The sequence below is a fragment of the Micromonospora sp. NPDC048835 genome, assembly GCF_040649995.1.
Lineage (GTDB): Bacteria > Actinomycetota > Actinomycetes > Mycobacteriales > Micromonosporaceae > Micromonospora.
Genome location: NZ_JBEZGM010000009.1, coordinates 25931 through 38967, shown reverse-complemented (window position 1 = coordinate 38967; position 13037 = coordinate 25931). Strand labels below are relative to the sequence as shown.

Here is a 13037-nt window from a genome sequence, read left to right as displayed (position 1 = left end):
GATTGCCCGTCAGGGTCGGCCGCTGGCGACTGAGTCTCACCGGGTCAGGCCGACCAACGTGGCCAGTCGCGCCACGCCGGCCGGCGCCGGCCGCGCGCGGGCGACATCGGCGATGAGGGTACGCACCAGAGGCCGGCACCGAACCTCAGCCGGCGCGACACTGTCCGCGTCGACCAGGGCGCGTGCCGCCCCGCGCACATCCCCCAGTTGCAGGTACGCCCGCGCGACGTCGACCAGGTACGCACCCCGATACTCGGCCGGCAACCGCCGCCACCCCTCCCGCCGCACAATCACCGCGTGCCGTCGTACCGCCTCGGCGGCGTCACCCCGTTGCATCGTCACCAGTACCCGGGCCAGCTCCACGGCGACCGGGCCGAAGCTGGTGCGGTGGCTGTCGTCGTACCCCCTCAGGCTGACGGCGACGCTCGCGGCCCGGTCGGTCAGCTCGTCGGCGCGGCGGTGCTCGCCGCACCCGGCGGCAGCCAACGCGGCCTGCACCAGCAACGTCCCACCCACCGCCCTCCCCCAGTGCCCGCCCTGCCCCTCCCCCTTCCCCCCGCCCCCGCTTCCACTGCCGCTCCCGCTCCCGCCCCCGCTCCCGTGATCAAGAGGTTTGGGGCAACTTTGATCTCCGAAAGCGCCCCAAACCTCTTGATCACCGTGGGAGGTCGCGAGTGGAAGGACGCGGTTGGCGGCGGGGAGCAGGGCGGTCAGGGCCAGGCGGTCGCGGTGCTGGGCGCGGAGGGCCTGTCCGACCGAGATGGTTGCTGTCGCCGCGAGGGGCCTGTCGTCGGCGGCGGTGGACATCGCGCGGTCGGCGGCCAGCCAGGCCAGGTCGGCCTCGCCGAGCTTGACCAGCAGCGACGAGGTGATCCGGTACGCGTGCACCAGCAGCTCGGGTTTCTGCGCAGCCTGGGCGGCGTCGAGCAGGCCCGGCACCACCCGCACCAACTGCCCGTAGTGCGCGTGCTGGTAGGTCAACCAGGCATGCCCGACCTGCCGCCTCAGCTCGTCCGTCTGCGGTGCAGCCTCCGGGCTGTCGTAGCGGGCGAGCGCGGCCCGGATGTCGTCCACCCCGTCCGGCGTGCCCGCCGGCGTGCTCCGCGGCTGGCCGAGCAGCACCTCCGGCTCCACCCGCAGGACGTGGGCCAGTTCCTGGATCACCGAGTACCGGTCCAGGGTGCGGGCACCCCGCTCGATCTTGTCCACCCAGCTCTTCGACCTGCGCAGCCGGTCGGCAAGCATCTGCTGCGTCATCGACCGCCGCACCCGCCAGCTCGCGACTCGGCGGCCGATGGGGAGGTCATCGCTGGTCACGCCGCCACCGCCGGTCCGGGACCGCTCGTGTCGTGTCGTCCACGGGTACGCGTTCCGCCTCGGCCTGAGCGAGGAGTCGCTGCTTGGCCGCCTCCCGCTCGGCCGCGTCACTGTTGTGCTCCGGAGCGTTGTCGTCCTGACCGCTCATCCCCGCCTCCTCCGGTGGAGGCCCAGCAGCTCAGAGATCGACCGTTGCCGCGCTGGGCCATCAGGACGTGCTCACGTCCCAAACCGGACACTAGGGCGGATCGGTGATGCGGTGATTACTGGCAGTTATGCCGCCAGGTTAATGCCGATACGGCCGGCGAGCAGGCGCAGGTCGTCGGGGATGGCTCGGCGCTGGGCACGCTGAGCGAGGGTAACCACGGCGTCCCGAGCGAGAGGATGAATGGCGAACGGGATCGGTGCGGCTCGCTCAGCCTGGACGAATGCAGCGAGGGCTTCCGGATCCCGCCGACCACCGTCCGCGAGCGCTCGCCCGATGTCGAGCCAGTAGGACAGTTGGCGATTCGACGCCTTCAGCACCTGTGGTCGGATCGTCTTGGACAGCTCGATCACCTTGCCGGACTCGCCCTGCTCAGCCGCGATGGACATCTTCCAGAGCCCGACGTTGGTCGGCCCGAAGCAGCAACCGTTGAAGCCGCCTCCATCGGCTGGATCGCCCAGACTCGCCGCCTCGCGGGAGGCTTCAACGAGGTGGTCACGCGCAACGTCCGGGCGAGCGTCCACGGCCGACGCCAGCGCGGCCATCAGGTGAAGTTGACCAAGCATTTGCCGCACCCGGACGTCGGACGCGTCTCCCTGAAGCTCCATCAGGGACCGGTCAGCGGCCTTAGCTGCGAGGCGTGCGGACTCGATCGGCAGACTTTGCGCGTAGATGAACTGGGATGCACCAATCCAAGCCGGGTCCTCGGCATCCTCAGCAGCGGCAACCGATATGCGGGCAGCATTGAGGGCCAAGTGGCGGTAGCCGAGGTGCCGAAGGCACGTGGAGGCCAGGTAGGCGACCTGGGCGAGCGTCGTCCCACCCATGGCGGCGGCTTCGAGCAGTAGGCCCGGAAGGAGACGGGCCAACGCCGGGTAGTTACATGCATTGCGGAGCTGGTCGGCGCGGGCGATCTCGGTGGCCAGTTGGTCCTCGGTGTAGGTCGACGGGCGACGCTCGCCGTCTTCGATCTCGATCAGGACCGACCAGATCGCCGGCACACACTCGGCGGCGCTATCACGGGCCGGATCGCCCGGCTCAGTCCCCTGTCCGAGTAGGTCGGCCACCGTGACCTGGAGTGCAGCGGCAAGAGCGACCAGAGTCGAACGGCGGTCGATGGTCTTTCGACCCGACTCGACCTGTGAGATGTAAGACTGGGTGACGCCGGCGAGCCCCGCGAGAACGGCTTGGGTCATACCACCGCGGCGCATACGCCAGTACCGGATTCTGGCACCGATGGTGTCCGGCTTCCTCACCATGCCTTCTCCAACCCGAAGTAGAGGACCACGACGGCGGCCACGCCCTGCCGTCATGCCCGTTCGGACGGTACACCGATAGAGGTTGCTCCTGACGACGGCCGGAGCCGGGAAGGCGTCGCAGGCCCAGTCACACCTGGCACACCGTCAGAGCTCACACGGTTCATCGGCGACATATAGGAGCCACACAAGCGCCCAGAAGTAGTGCGTGCATGGCTTCAGGGCTGCCGAGGTGAGTCGCTGGATGTCGGCGCTCGTTTGGCCAGAGGTACGTTGAGGGCACGGGGTGCCCGCCACCGCTGTGAGCGTCCACGGCATTGAGGCCCCCACAGGAGCCAGGAGATGCGATGCGACGGCCCCGGCTGTTAGTTGCGTCCGGTTCCCGACTCGCGCGGCGAATTGGAGTACACGGTTCAGTACTATCCGGTGATTCGAGCGGCCGATCCCGAATGCGGGAAGCCATAACCGCCGCCAGCAAAGGTACGCAATCCGGAGGAGGCCTCGTGGCAGCCGATCGGTAGCCGGCAGAACCCCGATCACGTGCCCATGTGCCTGATGCTGAAGCCGAGGACCGGACGGTGCCATAGCCCACACCGTGCACCAAGGAGCTTACATCATGATTAACCCCCCAGATCAGGCATCCTACGAGCAATCGCCACTTTGGCGTCGCACGCTCGGCGAGGTTCCAGGGGACCAATTGGCGGCTCATCGGGCGGGATTGCGCGCGGCGTATCGACAGTTCCGGTCGGCAGTGGCACCGCTCGCCAACGAGATCGTACTCTCGATGCCGATGTTCACTGACCACTCTATTTCCCACATTGATGCCCTGTGGGATACCGCCTCCATCGTCTGCGGAGAAGGCTTCCCCATCAATCCCGCCGAAGCTTTCGTCCTCGGCGGTGCGTTTCTGATGCACGACCTCGGGATGGGGCTGTGCGCCTATCCAGGCGGCCTAGACCAGGTAATCGCTGATCCTGCCTATCCTGGTCTCCTGACCATCGCGACGGAGCGACTGCAGAGCATGGAACCCGCTGCCGCTCCGGCGGCTGCTGCTGAGGTGGCGCAGAAACAGGCGCTCGTCGAGTTGTTGCGGCGACGCCACGCAGAGCGGGCTCAGCAGTTGCTGCGAACGCCATTCACAGGATCCGACGGTAGCGACAATTACCTTTTGTCCGACTTAAGCCTCCGACTCGATTACGGGAGCCTTATCGGCGAGATCGCCGAGAGCCACTGGTGGGATGTGGAACGCTTGCGGGATCTGGATCGGGTGCAAGGTTCCCGACCTGACCACCCACCAGCCTGGACCGTGGACCCGCTGAAGATCGCTTGCATCCTGCGTTTAGCTGACGCCGCTCACATCGACAGCCGCCGCGCTCCGAGCTATGTGCACGCGTTTCGGCGTCCGACTGGTATCGCTGAGGACCACTGGGTCTTCCAGGAGCGTTTGACTCGCCCACAGTTGGACGACGACCGGCTCGTTTATACGTCGACTCGACGCTTCGCTGGCGTAGAGGCACCCGCCTGGTGGCTGGCCTACGAGACGATCCAGATGATCGACGGCGAGTTGCGTCGTGTCGACGCATTGTGCGCCGACTTGAAGCGTCCGCGCTTTCGTGCTCGCTCGGTCGCTGGGGCCGACTCTCCCGATCGCCTTGCCAACCACCTGCAGACCGAAAGGTGGCGTCCGATCGATGCACGCGTCAGGGTCACCGACGTTAATAAGGTTGTAGGAAATCTCGGTGGTGAGAAGCTGTACGGGAATCGGCCGGATGTGGCGATGCGCGAACTGGTCGCGAATGCTTCTGACGCGACGCTAGCTCGCTCAGCCCGAGAAGGCACACCACCTGGCGCTGTGACCGTCATGCTCGCAAAAGAAGGCGATTCGTGGTGGTTGACGGTCGCCGATCAAGGAATCGGGATGCAACCGGACACCATGGTGTCGGCGCTGACAGACTTTGGATTCTCCCGTTGGCGGTCCGCCGACTCGTTGATTGAGCACCCAGAATTAAGCGGTTTCCAGCCCACTGGCCGCTTCGGCATCGGCTTCTTTTCAGTATTTATGATCGCCGATGAAGTGGTTGTTCGTAGCTTGGCGCTAGAAGAAGCCGCGCGCGACACTCATGTCCTCGAGTTCACCAACGGTCTATCGGTAAGGCCGCTACTGCGCGCAGCCGAACGCACCGAATGGCTCCGCCAGCCCGGAACCGTAATACGACTGCGACTTAGGCTTGACCCTCGTTCGACCAATGGCCTGTTTCGTAACACGAGCCAACGCCTAACTCATACGGAATATCTCCATGCGATGGTACTGCCGATGTGCGCCCTGGCCCGCGTACATATCGACGTACAGGGCCCTGATGACCCGGTTCCAGTTCGGTTGGTGCAAGCGGACGACTGGGTGACAATTTCAAACTCAGAGCTCTTCAAGCGCATCTATCACCGACCCGATGACACTTACGGGAGACGGCTCGGACTCGAGACCTACCGACAGCGTTTCCTGGACCGTGCGGAGGAGATCCATGACGAGCGGGGGCGCTTGATCGGCAGGGCCATGGTGACGTCGATGTGGGAGGGCATCAGTGGTCCGGGGCATTGGGTTGACTGCCGTTCGCACGTCTACGTGGGCGGCTTACAGTCCGATACTCTCCGGGAGACAATGGGCGTTTTTGTCGGCAACCCTCTCACCGCTGATCGACTTCGGTCGTTTCCGGAAGCCAACCCCCAACAGCTGACCCGGTGGGCGGAGTCGCAGGCCGAGAGGGTTCGGCTTAGCTCATCCATGGGCTCGGCACAGCGACAAATGATAGCGGACCTGGGTAGGGCTCTGGGGGCAGAGGCACCACAGCTGCCTTGCGCGCTGTCGAGTGACCGAGCGCTTGACGTAGCGGGCTTGCGCCTCTGGCTTGAAGGACGCAGTTGCGTCCTGCTTGTTGACGACCGATTCTACGTACATTACAGGCTGGATGACACCCCGTGGTTCATCTCGTATGGCGGGGGTGAGCTGCAGTTTTCCCAGGACTGTTTGGTCGTTAGCTTCTATTCCGACTGGCTCTACCCTGAAGAGGTGCTACCACGCCCCAAGGACAAACGCTTCGCCGACACGGAGCTCCAGGGACTGAAGTGGAACGCTCGTAGCTGGTGGTACGACACCGGCAATTTCGGAGCAGTCGGCATTGTGGTCCGTACCATCGCGGAGATGTGGCATCTTGATCTCGCTGAACTGCTCGATCTGATGGAACCAATGCACCTAGACGAGGATGGCGATGTGCGATGTCCTGTGCCGTTGGTTGGAGGCGGCGCCGAGCGGGTGGAGATGGTACGGCTGCAGCGCCCAGAGAGCGTGTCGTTGCCGACACCGGCGGTTGAAGCATGAACCGACCACTTCGTCTCGCAAGCTCCACGCGTCTACCAGCGGTTCGACGCTCGCGTCCGGTGGTTCGGCAGTCCGGTGGCCATCTACCTCCGGGCATGCTCTCTGATAGTAAGCTGGAAAGCGAAGCTGTTCAGGCCCAGTTCCACCTGGAGCGCTATCGGTACATATTGCAGCAGATCCAGGCAGCCAACGAGAACGTCCACCGATTCTTAAGCATTTACCAGACGCTCGCCACTGCACTCATCGGAGCGGCATTGGCAATCTTCGTCGGTTACAGCGACTGGGGCGTTACTGCGGGGACTGCTCGGGCGGGGATACTTGCTCTCATGTGGTTGGTGACCATCATCGCCGCGTTCACCATCCTGGTGGTGATCGTAGGCGTTTTGACCTGGCTTGACTACCGCAAGGAAGAATGCCAGCTATTGTCTGAAGTCCTGCACCCGGAGTTCCGGTCCCCGCCGAAGATTCGAAATTTTTACCGATGGTATGAAACGTATATCGTTGCCTTCATCGCGGTGACGATTGCCGCGATGTGGTGGTGCGCGACTAAATTAATCATCCCCTCCATTCAGCTATAGCAACATGACATTTTTCGTCGGCGAGAAGGAGGCTCCGCATTCATGCATGCGCGATTCAACCTCAATGTCAGAGCGCCACGATCGCCGCAGTCTCCGCAGGAAGCTCGATCCGGTCCCGCATCACGGTGACGCCCTCCCCCGTAGCCAGCAGCACCCGCCGAGCCACCCCAGGCAGCGACACCCCCTGCCCCCGCCCCGCAAAGTTCGCCACCACAAGCGTGTCCCCCCGCCGCATCACCAGGAACTGGTCCCCGTGCTGCACCGACACCTCATGCATCCGAGGATCCGACAGGTCCGAAGACGAGCGACGCAGAGCGATCAACCGCTGGTAGAACGACAGCATCGAGGCATGCTCGGGCTTATCCAGCTCCGCCCAGTCCAACCGCGACCGGACGAACGTCTCCGGGTCCTGCGGGTCCGGCACGTCCCCCTCAGCCCACCCGTGCGACGCAAACTCCCGCCGCCGCCCCAGCGCCACAGCGGTAGCCAACTCCGGCTCCGGATGCGACGTGAAGAACTGCCACGGCGTAGAGGCAGCCCACTCCTCCCCCATGAACAGCATCGGAGTGAACGGCGCGGTCAGCAGCAACACCGCCCCCACCCGCAAAAGCGCAGGTGACAGCGACGCCGAGATCCGATCCCCGGTAGCCCGGTTCCCGATCTGGTCATGGTTCTGCAAGTACGCGACCAGCCGGTGCCCCGGCACCCGCGAGTCCAACGGCCGCCCATGGTGACGGTTGCGGAAGCTCGACCAGGTCCCCGCGTGGAAGAACCCACCCGTCAGCACGTCCGACAGCGTTTCGAGGGAGCCGAAGTCCCCGTAGTACCCCTGCCGCTCCCCCGTCAGCAACGTGTGCAGCGCGTGGTGGGCGTCGTCGTTCCACTGGGCGTGCAGCCCGAACCCACCAGCTTCCCGAGGCGTGATCAGCCGCGGATCGTTCAGGTCGGACTCCGCGATCAACGACAACGGCCGCCCCACGTGCGTCGACAACGACTCGACGGAAACCGCCAGCTCTTCGAGCAGCGGCACCGCCCGCGAGTCGTGCAGTGCGTGCACGGCATCGAGCCGCAGCCCATCGACGTGGTAGTCGCGCAGCCACATGAGCACGCTGTCGATGATGTAGCGGCGTACCTCGTCGGAGTGCGGGCCGTCCAGGTTGACCGAGCGCCCCCAGGCGTTCGACTGCTCTGCCAGGTACGGGCCGAACTGCGGCGCGTAGGCCCCGGAGGGCCCGAAATGGTTGTAGACAACGTCGAGGATCACCCCCAGCCCGCGCGCATGAGCAGCGTCGACGAACCGTTTCAGGCCGTCGGGGCCGCCGTAGGGCTCGTGCGGGGCGTACCAGCAGACGCCGTCGTACCCCCAGTTGTGTTCGCCGTTGAAGGCGTTGACCGGGAGCAGCTCGATCAGGTCGACACCGAGGTTCACGAGGTGGTCGAGGCGGTCGATGGCCGCGTCGAAGGTGCCTTCCGGGGTGAAGGTGCCGATGTGCAGCTCGTAGAGGATGCTGCCGGGCAGTTGCCGGCCCGTCCAGGAGGAATCACTCCACTGGAACGCAAGGTGGTCGTAGCGGCGGCTGGGCCCGTGCACTCCCGCAGGTTGCCACGGTGAGCGGGGGTCGGGCAGTGGGGTTTCGTCGTCGTTCAGCAGAAAGGAGTAGTCGAGGCCGGCGTCGGGCACGTCGACCTGCCACCAGCCGTCGGTGGCGGCGTGCATCTCGTGGTCGGTGTCGCCATCCAGTCGCAGTCGCACCCGGGTGGCGTCCGGCGCCCAGACGGAGAATTCGGTCATGAAACGGCCTCCTCGGCAGCGGTGGGAGGAGCCAGCAGAGCGACGGGGTAGTCGGCCAGGAGATTGTCCAACGGCGTCTCCCCGCCACTGTAGACCCGGCCGGTGAACAGGTCCTTCATCTCGTGAACGGGAAGTGACAGGGCCGTGTCGCACCACCCGCCGGCGCGGGCCAGGCCCAGCGGCAGCCGGGTCGCCACGGCGATCACGCCGCCCCGGTCGAACGCCACCACGTGCCGGCTCACCCGCCCGTGCGCGGGCACCGGCCGGTAGGTGCTGAACAGCTCCGGGTGCGCCCGCCGCAGCCGCAGGGTCCGCGACACGACGAGCAGCTTCGCCGCTCCGTCGGTGTCGACCGGGGGACGCCAGCCGGCGTCGATGCGGGCCAGCATTTCTCGGCGTACGTCGAAGTCGACCGGGCGGCGGTTGTCCGGGTCGACCAGGGAGTTGTCCCACAGCTCGGTGCCCTGATAGGTGTCCGGCACTCCGGGCATGGTGAGTTGGATGAGCTTCTGCCCGAGCGAGTTGCACCAGCCGGCCGGGGCGATCGCGGCGGCGAGTTCGGTCAGCTCGTCGTGCAGGCTCGGGTCGTCGTACATGCGGTCGACCACGTCGTGCAGCGCCTGCTCGAAGACCGGGTCCGGGTCCGCCCAACTGGTCGAGGCCGCGGCCTCCCGGGCAGCCTTCTCGACGTACGCGTGCAGCCGCTCCCGTTCGATCGGCCACGCGCCGACGGCGGTCTGCCAGAGCAGGTGGGCGAACGCCGGGTCGGGCAGCGGCGCGTACTCCATCCAGCTCTTGACCTGCTCGGCCCAGCGGCCCGGCAGCTCGCTGAGCACGGCGAGGCGGGCGCGGACGTCCTCGCCGCGTTTGGTGTCGTGGGTGGCGAGGGTGGTCATGCCGTTGGGCCAGCGGACCTGTTGGGCGGTGGCGAAGCGGTGGAACTCCGCCGGTGGCACCCCGAAGCGGGACGGGCTGTCGCCGACCTCGTTGAGCGCCACGAACCGGGTCCAGCGGTAGAACGCGGTGTCCTCCACGCCCTTGGCCATCACCGCGCCGGTGAGCTGCGGGAACCGTAGGCCCAGCTCGTCGTCGGGGTCGCGCAGCCGCCTGGTGACCGCGTCCAGGGCGCCGGCCAGGTCCGGGCGGCGGCGACCCGCCTCGGAGCGGGCGGCGGCGAGGTGCCGGGCGCCGTGCGGCGGGTAGCCGCGATAGACGGCGAAGGCGGCGGCCAGCTCGGCGAGCGCCGTGCGGGCCTGCTCGGTGGGAACCTCGGGGGCGAGGGCGGCCAATCGGGTCAGTTCGGCGGCGAGCAACGTGGTGGCCGCGGCCATCTTGGTGGAGTGGGTCAGGTTCTCCCAGGAGATCTGCTTGCCGTTGAGGTGGGTGTCCAGCACGGTGAAGTCGCCCTCGGCGTCGATGTCGATGAAGAGACCACCGACCATGGCCAGGGCGTCGTAGCCGGTGGTGCCGTCCACCGGCCAGTCCGGCAGCTCCTCGCCGTACTCCAGGATCTTCTCCACCACGAGCCAGGCGTCCGGTGCGGCCTCCCGCAGCCGGGCCAGGTAGCCGGCGGGGTCGCGCAGGCCGTCCGGGTGGTCGACGCGGATGCCGTCGACCTCACCGGCGGCGGCCCAGCGCAGGATCAGCTCGTGGGTGGCGGCGAAGACCGCCGGGTCCTCCACCCGCAGACCGGCGAGGCCCGCGATGGCGAAGAACCGGCGGTACGTCAGCTCGGCGTCACCCCGACGCCAGGACACCAGCTCGTAGTGCTGCCGGTCGTGCACGGCGCGAGCGTCGCCGTCGCCGGTGCCGTCGGCGATCGGGAAACGGTGCTCGTGGTAGCGCAGCTCGCCGTCGACGACCTTCAGGTCGTCCAGGGCGGCCGGGTCGTCGGCGAGCACCGGCAGCAGCAGCCGGCCCCGGTCCCAGTCGATGTCGAACCAGTCGGCGTACGACGAGTCGCGTCCCCGGCGCAGCACGTCCCACCAGGCGGGGTTGGCGGCCGGGACGGCGACCCCGGCGTGGTTGGGCACGATGTCGACGACCAGGCCGAGCCCTCTGTCGCGCAGGGCGTGCAGCAGCCGCTGCCGGGCGGCCTCCCCGCCCAGCTCCGGGTTGACGGCCCGGTGGTCGACCACGTCGTAGCCGTGCTGCGAGCCCGGGGTGGCGGTCAGCAGCGGGGCGCTGTAGAGGTGGCTGACGCCGAGGTCGTCCAGATAGTCGACGATCGCGGCGGTGGCGTCCAGGTCGAAGCCGGGGCGGACCTGGATGCGGTAGGTGGTCTTCGGAGGGGTGGCCGGCATGTCAGATCGTCCTCTCCAACACGACCAGGGAACGGTCCGGCACCCGGATGGTGCCGCCCGCGCTGATCACCGTCGCGTCGTCCGGCTCGGGGTCGGCGGTGCTGATCACCCGTTCCCACTTCTGGCCGTACTCGCTGCCGGGCAGGATGAAGTCCAGTGGCGCGTCGTGGGCGTTGAAGCAGAGCAGGAACGAGGCGTCGTGGTGCCGCTGGCCGTACTGGCCGCGCTCGCGGATGCCCTCGCCGTTGACGAAGAGCGCCACCGAGCGGCCGAAGTCGTTGCCCCAGTCTTCCCCGGTCATCTCCCGCCCGTCCGGGGTGTGCCAGGCCAGGTCGGGCAGCGGCTCGTCGGTGCCGCGCCCGCCGACCGGCAGGCCGGTGAAGAAGCGGCGGCGGCGGAACACCTGGTGCCGCTTGCGGAAGTCGGTGAGCGTCCGGACGAACTCCAACAGTTGCTCGTCGACGTTGTCCCAGTCGACCCAGGACAACTCGCTGTCCTGGCAGTAGACGTTGTTGTTGCCGCGCTGGGTGCGGCCCAGCTCGTCGCCGTGACCGATCATCGGCACGCCCTGCGACAGCATCAGGGTGGCCAGGAAGTTGCGCCGCTGCTTGGCCCGCAGGGCGAGGACCCCCTCGTCGTCGGTGTCGCCCTCGACGCCGCAGTTCCAGGAGCGGTTGTGGCTCTCGCCGTCGCGATTTTCCTCGCCGTTGGCCTCGTTGTGCTTGTCGTTGTACGACACCAGGTCGTTGAGGGTGAACCCGTCGTGCACGGTGACGAAGTTGATGCTGTGGAACGGGCGGCGGCCGTCGTCCTGGTAGAGGTCGGCCGAACCGGAGATGCGCGACGCGAACTCGGCCAGGGTGGCCGGCTCACCGCGCCAGAAGTCGCGCACCGTGTCGCGGTACTTTCCGTTCCACTCCGTCCACAACGGCGGGAAGTTGCCCACCTGGTAGCCGCCGGGGCCGACGTCCCACGGTTCGGCGATCAGCTTCACCCGGCTCACCACCGGGTCCTGCTGCACCACCTCGAAGAACGTGGAGAGCCGGTCCACCTCGTAGAACTCCCGGGCCAGGGTGGCCGCCAGGTCGAACCGGAACCCGTCGACGTGCATCTCGGTCACCCAGTACCGCAACGAATCCATGATCAGTTGCAGGGAGTGCGGGCTGCGCACGTTGAGGCTGTTGCCGGTGCCGGTGTAGTCGACGAAGTAGCGGCGGTCCTCCTCGCTGAGCCGGTAGTAGCTCGGCGCGTCCACACCCTTGAAGCTCAACGTCGGGCCGAGGTGGTTGCCCTCGGCGGTGTGGTTGTAGACCACGTCGAGGATGACCTCGATGCCGGCCGCGTGCAGCGCCTTGACCATGCCCCGGAACTCCTGCACCTGCTGGCCGAGCCGGCCCAGCGCGGAGTAGCCGTGGTGCGGGGCGAAGAACCCGATGGTGTTGTAACCCCAGTAGTTGCGCAGCCCCAGGTCGTCGAGGCGGTTGTCGTGGATGAACTGGTGCACCGGCATCAGCTCGATCGCCGTCACCCCGAGCCGGGTCAGATAGTCGATCATCGGCGGGGAGGCGATGCCCGCGTACGTGCCGCGCAACTCCTCCGGGATGTCCGGGTGCCGCATGGTCAGCCCGCGCACGTGCGCCTCGTAGATCACCGAGTGGTGGTACGGGGTGCGCGGCGGCTTGTCGTTGCCCCAGTCGAAGTACGGGTTCACCACCACCGACTTCGGCATGAACGGCGCCGAGTCGGTCTCGTTCATCCGCTCCGGCTCGTTCATGTCGTAGTCGTAGACCGCCGGGTCCCACTGGACGTCACCGTCGATGGCCTTCGCGTACGGGTCGATCAGCAGCTTGTGCGGGTTGCAGCGCAACCCGTTCGCCGGGTCGTACGGGCCGTACACCCGGTAGCCGTAACGCTGCCCCGGCTCGATGCCCGGCAGGTACGCGTGCCACACGTACGCGTCCACCTCGCGCAGCTCGACGCGGCGCTCCGCCCCGGTGTCCCACTCGTCGAAGAGGCACAGCTCGATCCGCTCGGCGACCTCGGAGAAGATGGCGAAGTTGGTGCCCATCCCGTCGTAGGTGGCGCCCAACGGGTACCGCTCGCCCGGCCAGACCTGCATGTCGCTCCCTTGCCCATGGTGAAGTGCGCGCCGGCCGACGCTGCCCGCACGCAAGCGGGTAGTGCCCCCGGCCCGGCCGCGCCAATCCATCCTT

General features: G+C 67.1%; 8 protein-coding genes. 2 read left to right on the top strand and 6 right to left on the bottom strand.

Going from position 1 to position 13037, the window contains the following annotated elements; genetic code table 11:
- Window positions 1-36: 36 nt before the first annotated feature.
- The 3 genes from AB0C15_RS13050 to AB0C15_RS13040 form a co-directional block, all read right to left on the bottom strand.
- Window positions 37-1317 (bottom strand): helix-turn-helix domain-containing protein, encoded by a 1281-nt coding sequence (locus AB0C15_RS13050; protein ID WP_357351398.1) that lies wholly within the window; start codon window positions 1315-1317, stop codon window positions 37-39.
- The gene (locus tag AB0C15_RS13045; RefSeq protein WP_357351397.1) at window positions 1304-1465 is read right to left on the bottom strand and encodes a hypothetical protein; all 162 of its coding nucleotides are present in this window, start codon (window positions 1463-1465) and stop codon (window positions 1304-1306) included. Before AB0C15_RS13045 ends, AB0C15_RS13050 begins: the two co-directional genes overlap by 14 nt.
- A gap of 125 nt (window positions 1466-1590) precedes the next feature.
- Window positions 1591-2781 carry a helix-turn-helix domain-containing protein gene (locus AB0C15_RS13040; protein WP_357351396.1) on the bottom strand — a complete coding sequence of 397 codons (1191 nt, stop codon included), beginning with the start codon at window positions 2779-2781 and terminating at the stop codon, window positions 1591-1593.
- Between the two features lie 781 nt (window positions 2782-3562).
- Here AB0C15_RS13040 and AB0C15_RS13035 point away from each other — a divergent pair.
- Together AB0C15_RS13035 and AB0C15_RS13030 are read left to right on the top strand one after the other, a co-directional pair.
- Window positions 3563-6151 (top strand): ATP-binding protein, encoded by a 2589-nt coding sequence (locus AB0C15_RS13035; protein ID WP_357351395.1) that lies wholly within the window; start codon window positions 3563-3565, stop codon window positions 6149-6151.
- A gap of 59 nt (window positions 6152-6210) precedes the next feature.
- On the top strand, window positions 6211-6729 hold the full coding sequence (locus tag AB0C15_RS13030) for a hypothetical protein (RefSeq protein ID WP_357351394.1): 519 nt from the start codon (window positions 6211-6213) through the stop codon (window positions 6727-6729).
- A gap of 67 nt (window positions 6730-6796) precedes the next feature.
- Here AB0C15_RS13030 and treZ read toward each other — a convergent pair whose 3' ends face one another.
- Genes treZ through glgX form a run of 3 tightly spaced genes read right to left on the bottom strand, consistent with a single transcriptional unit; the run spans window position 6797 to window position 12943 of the window.
- Entirely contained in the window at window positions 6797-8521 is a 1725-nt protein-coding gene (treZ, locus tag AB0C15_RS13025; RefSeq protein ID WP_357351393.1) for a malto-oligosyltrehalose trehalohydrolase, read from the bottom strand.
- Entirely contained in the window at window positions 8518-10824 is a 2307-nt protein-coding gene (gene treY / locus AB0C15_RS13020) for a malto-oligosyltrehalose synthase (protein WP_357351392.1), read from the bottom strand. The genes treZ and treY overlap by 4 nt, the downstream gene beginning before the upstream one ends.
- Before the next feature lies 1 nt (window position 10825).
- Window positions 10826-12943 carry a glycogen debranching protein GlgX gene (glgX, locus tag AB0C15_RS13015; protein WP_357351391.1) on the bottom strand — a complete coding sequence of 706 codons (2118 nt, stop codon included), beginning with the start codon at window positions 12941-12943 and terminating at the stop codon, window positions 10826-10828.
- Window positions 12944-13037: the final 94 nt, after the last annotated feature.

Coding starts and splice junctions, on each gene's coding strand:
- AB0C15_RS13045 (WP_357351397.1), bottom strand. CDS start 1,465: ATGAGCGGTCAGGACGACAACGCTCCGGAGCACAACAGTGACGCGGCC.
- AB0C15_RS13040 (WP_357351396.1), bottom strand. CDS start 2,781: ATGGTGAGGAAGCCGGACACCATCGGTGCCAGAATCCGGTACTGGCGT.
- AB0C15_RS13035 (WP_357351395.1), top strand. CDS start 3,563: ATGCCGATGTTCACTGACCACTCTATTTCCCACATTGATGCCCTGTGG.
- treZ (WP_357351393.1), bottom strand. CDS start 8,521: ATGACCGAATTCTCCGTCTGGGCGCCGGACGCCACCCGGGTGCGACTG.
- treY (WP_357351392.1), bottom strand. CDS start 10,824: ATGCCGGCCACCCCTCCGAAGACCACCTACCGCATCCAGGTCCGCCCC.
- glgX (WP_357351391.1), bottom strand. CDS start 12,943: ATGCAGGTCTGGCCGGGCGAGCGGTACCCGTTGGGCGCCACCTACGAC.